At 37.5% G+C, this 14,980-nt stretch carries 15 protein-coding genes; 2 read left to right on the top strand and 13 right to left on the bottom strand.

Annotated features, from left to right (window positions below; translation table 11 throughout):
- Positions 1-8 precede the first annotated feature (8 nt).
- Genes DN064_RS13130 through DN064_RS13105 form a run of 6 tightly spaced genes read right to left on the bottom strand, consistent with a single transcriptional unit; the run spans position 9 to position 5,465 of the window.
- Positions 9-1,319, bottom strand: coding sequence for a DASH family cryptochrome (locus DN064_RS13130; protein ID WP_115463123.1), 1,311 nt, complete (start codon positions 1,317-1,319; stop codon positions 9-11).
- Positions 1,301-1,438 (bottom strand): DUF2256 domain-containing protein, encoded by a 138-nt coding sequence (locus DN064_RS13125; protein ID WP_115463122.1) that lies wholly within the window; start codon positions 1,436-1,438, stop codon positions 1,301-1,303. The genes DN064_RS13130 and DN064_RS13125 overlap by 19 nt, the downstream gene beginning before the upstream one ends.
- Positions 1,435-2,856: an SDR family oxidoreductase gene (locus DN064_RS13120; protein WP_115463121.1), complete on the bottom strand. Its 1,422-nt coding sequence runs from the start codon at positions 2,854-2,856 to the stop codon at positions 1,435-1,437. Before DN064_RS13120 ends, DN064_RS13125 begins: the two co-directional genes overlap by 4 nt.
- On the bottom strand, positions 2,856-3,494 hold the full coding sequence (locus tag DN064_RS13115; protein ID WP_115463120.1) for a flavin reductase family protein: 639 nt from the start codon (positions 3,492-3,494) through the stop codon (positions 2,856-2,858). Before DN064_RS13115 ends, DN064_RS13120 begins: the two co-directional genes overlap by 1 nt.
- On the bottom strand, positions 3,494-4,804 hold the full coding sequence (locus DN064_RS13110; protein WP_115463119.1) for an ABC1 kinase family protein: 1,311 nt from the start codon (positions 4,802-4,804) through the stop codon (positions 3,494-3,496). The genes DN064_RS13115 and DN064_RS13110 overlap by 1 nt, the downstream gene beginning before the upstream one ends.
- 4 nt (positions 4,805-4,808) lie before the next feature.
- Entirely contained in the window at positions 4,809-5,465 is a 657-nt protein-coding gene (locus tag DN064_RS13105) for a TetR family transcriptional regulator C-terminal domain-containing protein (RefSeq protein WP_115463118.1), read from the bottom strand.
- A gap of 207 nt (positions 5,466-5,672) precedes the next feature.
- Here DN064_RS13105 and DN064_RS13100 point away from each other — a divergent pair, with 207 nt between their 5' ends.
- Entirely contained in the window at positions 5,673-5,990 is a 318-nt protein-coding gene (locus tag DN064_RS13100; RefSeq protein ID WP_115463117.1) for a hypothetical protein, read from the top strand.
- Between the two features lie 29 nt (positions 5,991-6,019).
- Here DN064_RS13100 and DN064_RS13095 read toward each other — a convergent pair whose 3' ends face one another.
- From DN064_RS13095 to DN064_RS13080, 4 genes are read right to left on the bottom strand one after another with little or no spacing between them, the layout of a single operon-like run.
- Positions 6,020-6,628: an arsenate-mycothiol transferase ArsC gene (locus DN064_RS13095; RefSeq protein ID WP_115463116.1), complete on the bottom strand. Its 609-nt coding sequence runs from the start codon at positions 6,626-6,628 to the stop codon at positions 6,020-6,022.
- Between the two features lie 3 nt (positions 6,629-6,631).
- A complete protein-coding gene (gene arsB, locus DN064_RS13090; protein WP_115463115.1) occupies positions 6,632-7,690 on the bottom strand; it encodes an ACR3 family arsenite efflux transporter in 1,059 nt (352 codons plus the stop codon).
- Positions 7,691-7,708: 18 nt separating this feature from the next.
- On the bottom strand, positions 7,709-8,176 hold the full coding sequence (locus DN064_RS13085; protein WP_115463114.1) for a DUF6428 family protein: 468 nt from the start codon (positions 8,174-8,176) through the stop codon (positions 7,709-7,711).
- A 15-nt stretch (positions 8,177-8,191) separates the two neighbouring features.
- The gene (locus tag DN064_RS13080; protein WP_115463113.1) at positions 8,192-8,521 is read right to left on the bottom strand and encodes an ArsR/SmtB family transcription factor; all 330 of its coding nucleotides are present in this window, start codon (positions 8,519-8,521) and stop codon (positions 8,192-8,194) included.
- Between the two features lie 182 nt (positions 8,522-8,703).
- Here DN064_RS13080 and DN064_RS13075 point away from each other — a divergent pair, with 182 nt between their 5' ends.
- Complete coding sequence (locus DN064_RS13075) at positions 8,704-9,552, top strand: DUF2911 domain-containing protein (protein ID WP_115463112.1); 849 nt, start codon at positions 8,704-8,706, stop codon at positions 9,550-9,552.
- Positions 9,553-9,609: 57 nt separating this feature from the next.
- On the opposite strand, the gene DN064_RS13070 is transcribed toward DN064_RS13075, so the two are convergent.
- From DN064_RS13070 to DN064_RS13060, 3 genes are all read right to left on the bottom strand, one after another.
- Complete coding sequence (locus DN064_RS13070; RefSeq protein ID WP_115463111.1) at positions 9,610-10,575, bottom strand: Gfo/Idh/MocA family protein; 966 nt, start codon at positions 10,573-10,575, stop codon at positions 9,610-9,612.
- Between the two features lie 5 nt (positions 10,576-10,580).
- Positions 10,581-12,287, bottom strand: coding sequence for a sodium:solute symporter family transporter (locus DN064_RS13065; protein WP_115463110.1), 1,707 nt, complete (start codon positions 12,285-12,287; stop codon positions 10,581-10,583).
- 121 nt (positions 12,288-12,408) lie between these two features.
- Positions 12,409-14,937: a PIG-L family deacetylase gene (locus tag DN064_RS13060; RefSeq protein ID WP_115463109.1), complete on the bottom strand. Its 2,529-nt coding sequence runs from the start codon at positions 14,935-14,937 to the stop codon at positions 12,409-12,411.
- Positions 14,938-14,980 lie beyond the last annotated feature (43 nt).

Genomic DNA, 14,980 nt, shown 5'->3' with positions numbered 1-14,980 from the left:
AATAAGATTTAAAAGAGTGTGGTTTGTAGCCATTGCCTTCTGTACTTTCCAGTGGAATCGTATCGTTCGGCTTGGAGGTCTACATTAAACTTCCGGTCTCTTGGATCATTCCCAACTCCGGCTACATACATCCAATTACCATAATTACTATGAACATCATAATCTAATAGTTGAGACTCAAAATACGCTGCGCCTATTCGCCAATCCAGCTCAAGATCCTTTGCAAAAAATGAGGCGACATTTTGCCTACCTCGATTACTCATCCAACCAGTTTCTTTTAATTCGATCATGTTGGCATTAACAAAATCAGATCGTGTTTCACCATGGATCCATTTCTCAACCAGGTTTGGATTAGAGGACCATTGGTAATCCTTTTTAAGGATGCCTTCTAGTTTAAAAATCTGGTTCCCATGTTTTAGCGAAATGTATTTAAAGTAATCTCTCCAAATTAGTTCAAATACCAACCAGTAAGTCGATTGATTTTTAAAGTTGCTAGTTTCAAAATTTTTAACCTGCCAATAAATAGATTTTGCAGATATACTGCCATTAGCGAGCCAGGGAGAAAATTTAGAACTGTAGTCTTTTCCTAATAAACCGTTACGAGTCTTCTTGTAAACCCCGAGCTTTTTTGATTTGAAGAAATAGTTATTGAGACGCTTGTAAGCTTCGGTCCCACCACCGTTAAAAGGGAAAGCTGTACTTTCGGATATTTTATAATCTGAGAATCCTAAGTCGTTTAATTGTGGGATTTGAGTTTTGACTTTGATCCTGTTTTCTGGTGGCATTTTTGCTGGGACCGCTTCTTGTCGTACATCTACATACTTTTCTAGTTTTTTTCTAAACACTGTATACACTTGTGGAATGTTCGAAACGGGTATGTTGATGTCATCTGGATGGAACAGAAACTGATCAAAAGACTCAACCCATTTAATGGTAGGTTGGATGGAGTTTTTCACCTTGTTTGAAACCACAAGTTCTTCAGAGGTCCATTCTTTCTGAAGATACAAAGCCCCTACTTCATAAGTTTCACAAAAGTCTGCTATGATATTTTCTGGACGGTCATGAAAAACGAATAGATCGATATTTAACTGATTTAATTGAACCTTCAAATCATTGATCGTTTCCAGTAAAAATTTGGCTCGAAATTTTTCAGTTTTTTTGAAACCGAATTCTGTCGTTTCAAAATATCTTGGATCAATGCAGTACAAGGCAATAACCCGATCACATTCATTGGTGGCAAAACTTAGAGACTGTTGATCTCTTGTTCTTAAATCGTTTCTATACCAGATCAAGCCTGTTTTTAGTGTTGTGTTCTGCATTTTTTACTACAATATTTCACATGTTCCCAATTGTTCTCCCATTTTTTGCGCCAAGTGAATGGTCGCTTGCATACGGGGCATATCTTGGTAGGTAGGTTCGCCTTTTTAACCCCTTTCATTTGGTATTGATTAAAGCATTAATCATTCCTTTAAAAACAAATGCGTGAAAGGGGAGTACCATGTACCAATACAAACGTCCCCATACACCTTTAGGTCTAAATACTGCTCTTTGGAACAGTCGGTTTTTAACAATTTTAAACTCCAACCAAGCTTCTCCTGGGAGTTTCATTTCCGCAAATAGGAGGAGTCGTTTTTCTTCCTTATCTGCAAATAATACTCTCCAGAAATCCAAAGGATCACCTGGTTCTAGATAGTCTTCGTGGGTTCTACCGCGTCGTAAACCAACTCCACCAAATAATTTATCTGCATAACCTCGTAATCTCCATAACCAATTAAAACTGTACCAGCCATTGTCACCACCAATACTCCAAATTTTCTCAAGGGTATACCGTTCGTCAACAATCTTTCGCGACCTCACATCTTTAAAGCAGCCAAAATGAGGCAATTCGATATGTTTGGATAATGGATCTCTAAACAACCCACTACTCACTGCATCTTTCCAACTAGATACTACGGCGTTTTGTTGTATTTTTTGAAAAGCTAAATCTACGGCCTGTTTATAGGTCATTGGTTCAATTCCAATAATAGCGTTGATTTTTGATGGCTTTCCAATGACTTCAACTTTCATACTGTCCACCAGTGCACTTGCCAAAGGAAATGAGGTTGAGGTCACAAAATAGAGCCAGTAAGAAGAGAGTTTTGGTGTAAGTACTGGTAAAGTCCAGATGTAGCGTTTAAGTCCTCTGACCTCTCCAAATTGAAGCAGCATTTCTTTATAAGTTAAGACTTCGGGTCCTATGATGTCGTAAGATTTATTGTATAGCGACCTTTTTTTTAATCCACCGGATAAAAATGTTAGAACATCTCTGATGCCAATAGGTTGAGATTTGGTGTTCAACCATTTAGGGGTTACCATCACAGGTAGCTTTTCAACAATATCTCTAATAATTTCAAACGAAGCACTACCACTACCAACAATAATCCCTGCTCTGAAGGTGGTTAGGGCATAGCGTTTTGACCTTAAAGTTTGTTCAACCTCATAGCGGGACTGCAAATGTTTGGAGAGGGATTGGTCATTAACAATACCGCTGAGGTAAATGACCTGCTCGCAATTGGTGTTTTCAACTAAGCTTTTGAAATTATGAGCACAGGTTTGTTCTAATGCATTAAAATCGCCTTCCGCGCTACTCATCGAATGAATGAGATAATAGGCAGCCTCAATATTTTTAGGTAATTCGACACCGGTGATGTCAAGGAAATCAACTTTTATGTATTCGATATTAGGGTGGTTCTCGATTTCATCAGGAATACGTTCGAGATCACGAACACAGCAGACCAATTCATGGTCATCTTCTAGCAAACGTAGCGCTAGCCTTTTGGCAATATAGCCAGTCGTTCCTGTGATAAGAATACGCATTAATCATCAGATATTATAAAAACTGGATTTGGACGTTGATAGCAAAGACGAACATTAGTTTTTGGTACTGCATAAGCATCCAACCCATTCACAGTAGCGGTATTAGCTTTACTTAAGTCTATAAAACCGTCTTTAGATACGAGATGATCATCCACATAAATGGACTTAATTTTACCGAGAACCAAGATCGTGTCATTGGCATCAATAAAGTACTCATCGACATACTCCATTGCTAATTTTACAGGGCTGCTTCCAACAAATGGGGCATAAAAATCATCAATATAAGTCTCTTCCAAACCTGTTACATCAAACTCGGAAATACTGGAATCGTATTTTGCAGAAGTATGATGGGCTTCTTCTATTATGGCTTCATGGATATGATTAATGGTGTATTTGCCAGTAGCTTTTATGTTTTCATAAGTATTTCTAAGAACAGTAGTTGGTCTAAGAAAAAACCCTAAAAGGGGTGGGTTAGATCCAACATGTGTTACTGAGCTAAACACTGCAACATTTGATACGCCATCTGAACCCTTAGATCCAATCAAATTAGCAGATTTGTAACCAGAACAGCTGTTAATAAGATTAATGCGATTCAGGTGATGCATGCCGTTGATGTCCTGTTCTGTAAAGGTGGTCATTATAGATTACTAAAGTTGTTGATCTGTATATTTTCTGCTTTGAGGTCAAACATTAAATTGTAAAGCCCAAAGAATGTGCGATTGATATAAATAAAGTGTTTGGAGCCTCTATTGCCATTCATATTTCTCAGTTCCGTACTTTTTGAATATCGCTGACCCATTTCGCCAACCTTTTCGAAAAACTCAGGATCTGAAAAGTCAAAAGTTTCATTGTGGAATGGTTGAGTGAACAAACTGAGTAACTCATAAAACATGTTGCTAAAGAATTTAACTTCTTCAGGCTTGTCATCCGCTCTTAGAATTTCTAATTCGTATAATTTCTCAAGGAAATACTTATTGTTCTCTAGATTTTCTTTTCTAGCCAGTTCAAAATAAGGGATGTAAAATTCATCCGGAATGATCTTCATACAACCAAAATCAAGAGCTATTAAATTACCCTCCGGAGATATAAGAAAGTTACCAGGATGTGGATCTGCATGTACCTTTTTAAGTTTATGGATTTGAAACATATAGAAGTCCCACAAGGCTTGGCCGAGTTTGTTAGATAGATCTTGATCAGTATTATTGGGTGCAAATTCAGATAAGTGCTGGCCTTTCATGAAGTCCATGGTAATGATGCGCTCAGAAGAGAGTTCTTCATAATAATTAGGAAACTTCAGGTTGGGAATATGTTTACATGCCTCAACAACCGCCTTACTCTGTTTAATTTCCAGCAGATAGTTGGTTTCTTCAACCAATTTATCTTCTACCTCTTTAAAATATTTATCAGAGTCCTTTCCTTTGATATTAAACATTTTAATGGCAATTGGTTTTACCAAAGCCAGGTCTGAGGCGATACTTTCTGCAACTCCAGGGTATTGGATTTTCACAGCAAACTTTTTCCCATCCTTATCCGCGGTATGGACTTGGCCAATACTTGCGGCATTTACTGAAGTTGCATTGAAAGTATCATATAGATCATTGGGGTGCTTCCCAAAATATTTTTTAAACGTTTTAATTACCAATGGTGGTGACAATGGCGGTACTGAAAACTGAGATAATGAAAACTTCTCGACATAGGCCTGAGGTAAAATGCTCTTTTCCATACTTAGCATCTGCGCTACCTTTAAAGCACTGCCTTTTAATTGTTTTAGGCTGTCATAGATGTCTTCAGCATTATTTTGGTTTAAGCGTTCCTTGGCTTCCTCTTGGGGATTAACGAGCTTATCACCATAGTATTTGATGTAATTGACACCAACCTTAGCCCCGGTTGAAACTAATTTTGAGGCTCTCGATATTTTAGTAATGGGGATACTGTCAATCGTCTTCATTGGCCTAGTTCATATGAATTTGTTCTTTGTAAATAAACTTTCCCAAATCAATTAAACTCCGAATTGGAGTTGTGTCGATTAGGTCAAAGCTAGCCTTTACCGATTTTTCGATAAAAAGATCAGTCTTCTCAAATAAAGCAGAACTATCGTCCATCCAAAATCGTAATGTGATTAAAAGTTGAAGCCAGGCCGTTTCTTTTATACCCCGTCTTTGAATTTTCTCTAATTGTTCTTGTTTAAAGTCTATGGTTTCAATGTCAAGTAAACCGATGTAATTAATAAAATGTTTTTTTAGAACCGATAAGGTCTTTAGCAGCTTTAAATGTTCTTTGTGCTCTTTCAATGCATAAAGCACATAGCTTCGGTTAGCTGTAAGTACCTCAAAAAAAGTATAATAAAAACTTAGAAGTTTATTTCTAGCATCAAAATTTTGATAGTCTTCGTTTTTGTCGATCACCGCAATGGTATTGTCAAAAAATGCCTTAAAAATATCACGCTCCAAGGCATCGAAAGAACCAAAAAATTTGTAGAATTTGGATTCTTCAAAATTATTGGTTTTGGCAAATGCATAAACCGATTTGGGTTGATGATTATGTTCTAAAACATAATCCATAAACATATCTATGATTTGGGATTCACTGATTGTTTTATTCTTAGCCATAGTACCTTTGTTATAAAACAAAGATACAAAATGTTTAACAATATGACGATAAGGTTAAACAAAATAAAAAGTTAAAAATCAGTACTTTTACTTAAAGCTATATTCTATGATACCCAGCATTTACATAATAGTGATGTTAGTAGGTTTAGTTGCTCTGTTAATGCTCAAGTCAACAGGCAGCAACAGGTTCAACTCGAAAATCAAAAGGTGACGATTTTTATACCAGAGGAACGGGCCAATTTTCAATTATGGTTTTATGAACAGGCCCAAAAAAAGCGCCTTTCGGAAGAGGTTAATGCGGAGTACGAACGTATTTTTTACGATCACATTTATGAAATGAGTCGGCTCAATGATAAGGACAATGCGCTCAATGATAAGCAAATACGTGGTGGTTTTCACGATATCGTTAAAAAAATGAACATCCAGATGAAAAAACTTGTTACGGAAGAGCAATATGTACAACATCTTGAAAACTTTGGCGAAATAGTGCGAAGTGCCTACCGCAAAATGAACTGGAACGAATAGAAAAGCCGTCTTGATGACGGCTTTTCTATTTACTGTAATTGACTGAAGACATATTTCATTTCAGTAGCGATCTGTAGACTGCGCTCTAAGTATTTCTCATTTTGTTGGGGTGTTCCATCAAAAAGTTTAGGATCTTCATAATTAAGGGCAATTCTGGTATTGGCGCCAGGTATAAAGGGGCAATTCTCATCTGCATGGCTACAAGTCATCACGGCAGCAAAATCTGATTGTGCATTAAAGGCATCATCAAAAGTTTTTGAAAAACCAATAATGGCAGGATCGCTTTCATCATATTTAATAGCATATACTGGATTCGCGCCATCTGATAGCGCATGTATTTGAAATCCTTGAGAACTGAGTGTCTCAATAACTTTTGGAAAAACTGCTGTAGCTTCAGTGCCTCCGGAATAGCAATTAACATTGTTAATTTCATGAACATGTGCCATGGTTTGTGCCCAAACCTGTGACAGATGGCTACGACGAGAATTATGGGTACAAATTAAGTTTAAATTAATCTGACCACCTTCTGTTACCTTGGTTTGTAGGTAATTAATAAATGGTTTAAGAACAACAAGTCGTTCTGCAGGAATAGAATGGATATCTAGTCCGTCTATGGTTGTTTGAAGTTGTGAATTCATTGTTTAATTAGAATTGCTTATTTCGGCTGATGTTTTTTTAAAATATTTATCTCTTAGCCAGAAGGATACGCGCACTAACAATATTAAGGCTGGCACCTCCACTAATGGGCCAATGACTCCTGTAAATGCTTGTCCAGAATTCAATCCAAAAACGGCAATGGCGACTGCAATTGCCAACTCAAAATTATTACCAGCAGCTGTAAAAGCAACTGCCGCTGTTTTGTCATATTCACCGCCCATGGCTTTAGTGAAAAAGAATCCAATAATGAACATAAGTGCAAAGTACACCAGTAGGGGAATGGCAATGATTATAACATCCATTGGAATTTCAACTATCAATTCTCCTTTTAATGAGAACATGACAACAATAGTAAATAACAAAGCTATTAGAGTTAGCGGAGAAATGGTTGGGATAAATTTTTGAGTATACCATTCTTCCCCCTTAAAATTGACTAGAATAACTCTTGAAAGGATTCCTAAAAGGAAAGGTATTCCCAAATAAATTGCCACACTTTCTGCTATGGTCCCAATGGATATATCGACTATCGCTCCTTCAAACCCAAATAACGGTGGGAGTTTAGTGATAAAAAGCCAGGCATAAAAACTGTATGCGAAAACCTGGAAAATGCTATTTAAAGCAACTAGACCTGCTCCATATTCAGAGCTACCCTCAGCAAGATCGTTCCATACCAAAACCATAGCGATACAGCGTGCCAGTCCAATCAGGATTAAACCAACCATGTACTCAGGATAGTCTCGTAAAAAGGTAATGGCCAAAACAAACATCAAGATTGGTCCAATAATCCAGTTGAGAACAAGTGAGATGGATAAAATTTTAGTGTTTTTAAACACTTTAGGAAGTAGTTTATAGTTTACCTTGGCTAAAGGCGGATACATCATAATAATAAGGCCAATAGCAATAGGAATATTGGTGGTTCCAACACTAAAGGAATCAATAACTTCTGAAATACTTGGAATAAAGAAACCCAAGGCGACACCAATTGCCATCGCCAAAAAGATCCATAACGTCAGATAACGGTCTAAAAAACCTAGTCTTTTCATAAATGTGATACTTGAAATTTAGCAACAACCTGATGAAGGCTCACAGCATGTTTGCGCCTGAAGTTGCGATAATCTCACTTTCGGTTTATTTGTAGGAATACCGCAATTGTCTTTTGCCAGACAATCTGTTTGTTTAGTTGTTAATTTAAAAGTGGTTCCATTGAATTCTAGACCGTATTTTCCAATAGTATCTCCTTGATATTCCACTTCGATTGGTAAGTCATCTAAATTCAATACCTCTTCTGAAAGCGCAATAATATCACGCAGTTTTTGCGCACTTAGACGGTGATCAAAATCATCAGCGGTCCACAATTGAAAATTGATAACATCCTCTTTTCTTTCAGTACCTCCACAATCTATAAAATGCTTTGAGATATTTCCAACTTCGGTTACATGGAAGTGTTGTGGAACCACCGAACCATCTGGTAATTCAAACACAATTTTTTCTATCTGCTCAAGAGCAGTCTTAATTTCTGATAATAACATACGTTTATTTTTTACTTAACAACAATTAATATTGGTAGGGTGGTTATCTAAGAATGCGGTTATAGTATTTTTTATGCGCGTCCAGTTTTCTGTATCAATGCAATAGCAAACGCTCGTACCCTCTATATTTCCTTTAATTATTCCAATAGTTTTTAGCTCTTTAAGGTGTTGAGAAATGGTAGCTTGAGCTAAGCCTATTTCATCCACTAAATCTCCACAAATACAGGTGTTGGATTTGAAAAGGTGGTGCAAAATGGCTACTCTGGCTGGATGAGCAAAAGCTTTAGCGAGAGTGGCTATTTCATTCTGAGCCTCGGTAAAAATTTCTGTTTTAGTAACCCCCATAACACTTCTTTATTTATTTATTGCAATATTACGATTAATTAAAACAATTCGGAGATAATTTTCTGTTAATTTTAATTTATAGGGCCTGTCGCCAGATAGATTTTTAGGGATTTGTTAACAACTAAGGTGAGGAGATGTTGTAATTTTAAGCATTCACACAAAAACCAATTAAAAACTTACATATGAAAAAATTAGTGCTTTTAGTTTGTGCATTGACTTTTGTCTTTAATGTTAATGCGCAATTAGAAACCCCACAACCGAGTCCAGCGAGTAAAATTGAACAAAAAGTTGGTCTAACTGATATTACTATTGAGTATTCAAGACCTGGTGTAAAAGGCCGTACTATTTTCGGAAGCTTAGAGCCTTATGGAAAAGTATGGAGAACCGGTGCAAATGCTAACACAACAATTAATTTTTCAACTGATTTTGTTTTCGGTGGCACAGAGGTCAAAGCTGGAAAATATGCGTTGTATGTAGTTCCAAATCCAAAAACTTGGGATGTTATGCTTTACAATGAAACTACCAATTGGGGTACCCCAAGAAACTGGGATGATGCTAAGGTGGTAGCAAAAACTACGGTAGATGTTACCAATTTAGATTGGGTTGTTGAGACTTTCAGTATTGATATTAATAACATCAAACATGATTCTGCTACGCTAGATCTTATTTGGGAAAAAACATATGTAGCAGTACCGTTTAGCGTTCCAACGGATCAAATGGTTTCTGCAGCTATTGAAAAAACAATGGCTGGTCCAAGTCCAGACGATTACTATTCTGCAGCTGTATATAAGTTGGCGGCAAACAAAGATTTAGATCAAGCTATGACTTGGATTGATAAAGCTGTTGATATGACTTCAGACCAGCCTCGCTTCTGGTATTTAAGACAACAATCTTTAATCCACGCTGCTAATGGTGATAAAGATGGTGCTATCAAAGCAGCTAAAGCGTCATTAGAAGGGGCTAAAAAAGCTAAGAATGATGGTTATATTAAAATGAATACAGAGTCGCTCAAAGAGTGGGGCGCCATGTAATATCAATTTTTAAATAGCATTAAATTAAAGCACGATCCTCAGGTCGTGCTTTTTCAATTAATAAACAAGGCCAATCTTGGCTCTAATCCTGTCCAAAATAGACATTAGCTCAGAACTCATTTGGTAACTCATGATTGGACTCTGCGTCTCTTTATTTCTTATAAGTTCATTGAAATGTTCAATTTCATAACTGTAACCTATTCCTCTTGCTGGAAACTTTATTGATTGTTGTTTGGGGTAGGTTATAAGTTCAAGGGAGGTAGGCTCATGGAAACGACTATTTATTTTTAGGTCCCCTTTTTCAAATTTCAAGATCGCTTCAGTTGGGGTGTGCTTAGCAAAAGTTGAAGATAAAATCGCTTCTCGACCATCATTATATTTAAAAGTTATTTCGCAAGATTTATCAACACCGTTTTCAAAAAAATCTGCTCTAGCGTCTATCGATTCTGGTTTGCCCATGCAAGACAATGCCAGGAATACTGGATAAATACCAATATCCAATAAGCTACCACCACCTAATGATTTCTTGTAGAGCCTAGAATGTGGATTTTCTGTTATAGGGAATCCAAAATCAGCTGTTAGACTTTGGAGTTTACCTAATTGCCCCGTTTTAATATGTCTCAAAACAAATTGAAAATGTGGTAGAAAAGCTGTCCATAAACCTTCCATTAACAATAGTTCTTTTTCTTTGGCTTTGTTTGTCATTAAATTGACTTCCTTCAAATTCATTGCTAATGGCTTTTCGCATAATACCGATTTGTCATTTTTCAAGGCGGCAAGGGTATTTTCACAATGCAGACTATGCGGTGTAGCAATATAAATGGCATCAATCTCAGGTTCCTTTAAAAGCTCCTGGTAACAACCAAAGTACGTGTCGATATTATGGTCTCTAGCAAAGGATTTTGCTTTTTCAAGACTTCTAGAAGCAACACTATGAATTTTAGAGTTGGCAATAAATTGAAACTCGGAAGCGAATTTAGACGCTATTTTTCCTGTTCCCAGGATACCCCATTGAACTCTCATTATTTTTAAGTTGTTCTTGAACTAGGGATGAGATGAGCAATTGTTATTACAATAATGCAACCGACAAAATTCAGCCATAAATAGGGGAGATTAATGATATCAAATGCGTCCATTAAGTACAATCCAATAACTATCAACTGCGTAATAATAGCACTTAGGAAGACGGCATTAGCCTTGATTCTTTTGAAGAAAAACCCTAGTAAAAAGATTCCAAGAACGTTTCCATAGAAAATGGAACCAATGATATTGACTAGTTGGATAAGATTGTCTGCCAGATAGGCAACACAGGCAATAATAATTGCCAAAACACCCCATCCAAAGGTAAACCACTTGGTAATGTTGACCATTTGCAAATCATTCAAGTCTTTATCAGTGTTACGTTTATAGAGGTCTAATGCCGTTGTAGAAGCCAATGCATTAAGTTCACTTGCCGTACTAGACATAGCTGCACTTAGGATGACCGCCAATAATAAACCAATAAGACCTTTTGGAAGGTTGTTTAAAATAAAATGGATAAACACATAGTCCTTATCATTAGTTTCAACCTTAACGTCTAATTCTTCTGAAGCCTGAGCAATTAGATCTTGAGCCTTATTTCGTATTTCACGATCTTGCTCATTAACCAAACGTAAATCCGCTTGTAAGTCCTTTGATGCCTTATCTGCATAAGAATTGATTAGTGTTTTTTTGCGTTCAAAAAGAAGCGCCTGATCCTGTTTTAGTTTCTCATAGGAACTGGCAACGGATGAATTGGCAATAACTTCGTCTGCACTAGGATTAAAGTTGATAGGTGAGGCGTTAAACTGATAAAAAACAAAAACCATCACACCTACTAAAAGAATAAAAAACTGCATAGGCACCTTAAGTAAGCCATTGAATAAGAGCCCTAATTGCATCTCTTTAATAGATTTACCCGATAAGTAACGCTGCACCTGACTTTGATCCGTTCCAAAATAAGAAAGTGCTAAAAAGGTTCCACCAATAAGACCACTCCAAACTGTATAGCGATTATTAAAATCAAAAGAAAAGTCAAGAACCTCCATTTTCCCACTGGCACCAGCGATTTCAATCGCTTTACTAAAGGTAATGTCATCAGGTAAATAGCTTAAAATCAGAAAAAATGCGATGAACATTCCTGTGAAGATTACAGCCATTTGGTGCTTTTGCGTCATGCTTACGGCCTTGGTGCCACCTGATACGGTATAAATAATAACCAGGATTCCTATTGCAATATTCAGCAGGGTCAAATCCCAGCCTAAGACAGCAGATAGGATGATAGCAGGAGCAAAAATTGTTATCCCCGCGGCTAGTCCTCTTTGAATCAAAAACAAAATAGCAGTAAGAATACGGGTCTTTTTATCGAATCTGGACTCTAAATATTCGTAAGCTGTAAAGACTTTTAATTTATGGTACAATGGAATAAACACCATACATATGACTACCATGGCAATAGGTACTCCAAAATAAAATTGTACAAATCCCATACCTGAATGAAAAGCCTGGCCAGGAGTTGAAAGAAAAGTTATGGCACTGGCCTGAGTGGCCATAACGGATAAACCTATTGTCCACCATTTAGAAGTGCTCCCGCCCTTAACATAATCCTGTACATTTCGTTGCTTTCTCGTTTTATAGGTGCCGTATAAAACAATCGTCAGCAAGGTTAAAAGGAGAACAGTCCAATCTTCCCAATGAAGTTTATTAAAGCCTTCCATATTAATTATAAACGGAGGTAATTATCCAAAAGAGCAAAACGTAAACAAGGTTGGCTATTAGTACAATACTGTACATTTTTCGCCATTTTTCTTTTGGTTGTGATTGATTTAAATTAGTCATTTAGTCTGAAATAGTATTGGCTTCCAAGCTATCTTCCTTTCCTGCTGATAACATATTTGCAAAAAGGCGATATGCTCCAGGGACACCTGCTGGAAACTCTCTAAAGAAACTCAAGCCGGAATAAATATAATAGCCTTTACCGTACTTAGTTACTAACAAACTACCTTCTTTGGCTGATTCTCCGTTGTCGTTTACAGACAATAGCGGTGTATATTCATCAGACCACTCGTTTGGAAAATAGAGTCCACGTTCCTGCACCCATCCTTCAAAGTCCTTACTCGTTATTTTGTTGGGATAATTTAAAATGGGGTGATTGGTGTCCAGAATACGAACTTCTGCATTCTCATCGGTCACTCTGTCTCTTGAAAGCTTGAGAGGATAGGGGCCTAAGTTTTTAGTTTTGATACCTCGACTTGTGTTGTATTGCAACACAAGGTTTCCGCCGTTTTTTACATAATCTAACAAGTACTTCTGTTTAAACTGAAGATTGTCATCAACGTTGTAAGCCCTAATGCCAACGACGATGGCGTCAAATTCTACTAATTGTTCAGCTGTTATGTTTTCGGTTGGTATGGTGGTTACCTTATATCCTATCTGCCTAAGGCTTTCAGGAACTACATCACCAGCCCCCTGAATGTAGCCAATTGAATTGCCTCGCTTTTCTATTTCTAACCGAACCACTTTGCTTTCGCTTGGCATCTTCACAGTTTGAAAAGGTATGTGTTCATAGTCAATCTCAATGATTTCATCCGTATAGATGGCACCATTATGGCTAACCATTGGGGTGATTAATCCTTCACTTTGATTTTTTGGTGGAATTACTTTAAAACTCACGGCTTTAACGTCTCCCTTATTTTCTATGGAAACAGGAATGAATTCCGGATACACATTCCAGTCGTTAGGGTAGGCCAGGGATACAGAACCTTTAAAATTATTGATATCGGCTTTTATCAACACTTCAATGTCGCGCTCATCTCCTGTTTCAAAAAGATATACTTTTTCGGCAAGTTTGGCAGATACTGGTGGTACAATCTCAAAAGGTCTGTATAGCTCACCTTTATCTGGTTTTGAATACCTGTAAATAACTGGTTTAGAGATGGTAAAGTTTAGCCCATTAGATGATAAGTTAAAGTTGACGAAGTAACTTCTTGGGGTTTCTGGTTTTCCAATCAGTTCTCTATTGTCCACCCGATACATTCCCAGGCTTCCTTTCTTTTCTAACCAGTAAGGGGTGGTATAGGCGGCATCCTTTGGAATCATAATGGTCTCATCAAAGGTCAATCTGGTATTGTTATCCAGCTTTACATTCTTCTGAATAACTGAAGGCATTGATGTGATGCTGTAAGAGGCCAATTCGATATCGGTGTTGCTTCGGTTGATGGCTTCAATTCGCAACGAAATACTCTCTTCTGGGGCAGCAATTGGCGTGCTTGCTGAAACTTCCAGGTACATTCCAGAACAGGCCTCAATTATCTTTAAAAGTTCTTTTGACTTAATAGCTTTCCAGTGCTCATCTTCTATAGTTTGTAATAATTGGTAGGCCTTCAAAAGTTGTGGTAAGTGTGCCTCTGGGTTTGTAAAATTGAAATTATTCTCAATTGGTACCAAAATATCGGCTATCGCACTTCCTCCTTGAACGCGACTCCAGGTCGTATCGATGCCTTCAAAAATGTTCTTATCCTCTGGCAGTGGACGCCCCTTCAATAACTCAATGTATTCCTCCTGAGTACCTCTGGTGGTTAAACGCCCAAATCCCTGGCATAGGTGTTGACTACTCGCTATTGAGGCAATCTCATTATTTGACATTCCTTTAGAAGGATAGTAAACGCCAATATCGAAACTTGTCATTTGAGACTTATCAGCCTTTTCAAAATTTTCTCTGCTACCATAAAACCACCACGATGTATTGAAGAATAACCGTTGAGGTTGCCATAGGTCCGTGTAATCAAGTTGGTCGCTGTAGGAATCTGCATCATTGGCCAATTCAAATGCTACAAAACTTAACATTGCTGAACTAGTATGATGACCATGTGTTGTGCCAGGAGTTCTGTGATCAAATCGATTGATTATGACATCGGGTTTAAAAGTTCTTATCGCCCAAACGACATCCCCTAGGACTTGGTCTCTATCCCATATTTTTAGGGTCTCATTTGGGTGTTTGGAATAACCAAAATCATTAGCTCTTGTGAATCGTTGTTCTCCACCGTCAACGCGTCGGGCAGCTAGAAGTTCCTGAGTACGCATGACGCCTAATAACTCTCTTAGTTCTGGACCAATTAAATTTTGACCACCATCTCCACGTGTTAAGGACAAATATGCGGTTCGTGCCTTTTGTTGATTGGCCATGTAGGCGATCAATCGGGTGTTTTCATCATCAGGATGTGCCGCAACGTATAAAACTGAAGCAAGGACATTTAATTTCTGTATGGCATCGTGAATTTCGGACGCGGAATAGCGTTGAGGAGCCTGCCCTTCTATTCTTAACAATGCACAAAAGCAAAGAAGGGCAATGAGTTTTAGTTTACTCATGAGGTTGTTAGTTTGAAACCTTCCAAATATAGAAAAGTTACGA

The organism is Winogradskyella aurantiaca, assembly GCF_003362725.1.
GTDB lineage: Bacteria > Bacteroidota > Bacteroidia > Flavobacteriales > Flavobacteriaceae > Winogradskyella_A > Winogradskyella_A aurantiaca.
The sequence above is the reverse complement of the archived record's forward strand: the minus strand, read 5'-3'. Positions and strand labels throughout refer to the sequence as shown.

Coding starts and splice junctions, on each gene's coding strand:
- DN064_RS13130 (WP_115463123.1), bottom strand. CDS start 1,319: ATGCAGAACACAACACTAAAAACAGGCTTGATCTGGTATAGAAACGAT.
- DN064_RS13125 (WP_115463122.1), bottom strand. CDS start 1,438: ATGAAAGGGGTTAAAAAGGCGAACCTACCTACCAAGATATGCCCCGTA.
- DN064_RS13120 (WP_115463121.1), bottom strand. CDS start 2,856: ATGCGTATTCTTATCACAGGAACGACTGGCTATATTGCCAAAAGGCTA.
- DN064_RS13115 (WP_115463120.1), bottom strand. CDS start 3,494: ATGACCACCTTTACAGAACAGGACATCAACGGCATGCATCACCTGAAT.
- DN064_RS13110 (WP_115463119.1), bottom strand. CDS start 4,804: ATGAAGACGATTGACAGTATCCCCATTACTAAAATATCGAGAGCCTCA.
- DN064_RS13105 (WP_115463118.1), bottom strand. CDS start 5,465: ATGGCTAAGAATAAAACAATCAGTGAATCCCAAATCATAGATATGTTT.
- DN064_RS13095 (WP_115463116.1), bottom strand. CDS start 6,628: ATGAATTCACAACTTCAAACAACCATAGACGGACTAGATATCCATTCT.
- arsB (WP_115463115.1), bottom strand. CDS start 7,690: ATGAAAAGACTAGGTTTTTTAGACCGTTATCTGACGTTATGGATCTTT.
- DN064_RS13085 (WP_115463114.1), bottom strand. CDS start 8,176: ATGTTATTATCAGAAATTAAGACTGCTCTTGAGCAGATAGAAAAAATT.
- DN064_RS13080 (WP_115463113.1), bottom strand. CDS start 8,521: ATGGGGGTTACTAAAACAGAAATTTTTACCGAGGCTCAGAATGAAATA.
- DN064_RS13075 (WP_115463112.1), top strand. CDS start 8,704: ATGAAAAAATTAGTGCTTTTAGTTTGTGCATTGACTTTTGTCTTTAAT.
- DN064_RS13070 (WP_115463111.1), bottom strand. CDS start 10,575: ATGAGAGTTCAATGGGGTATCCTGGGAACAGGAAAAATAGCGTCTAAA.
- DN064_RS13065 (WP_115463110.1), bottom strand. CDS start 12,287: ATGGAAGGCTTTAATAAACTTCATTGGGAAGATTGGACTGTTCTCCTT.
- DN064_RS13060 (WP_115463109.1), bottom strand. CDS start 14,937: ATGAGTAAACTAAAACTCATTGCCCTTCTTTGCTTTTGTGCATTGTTA.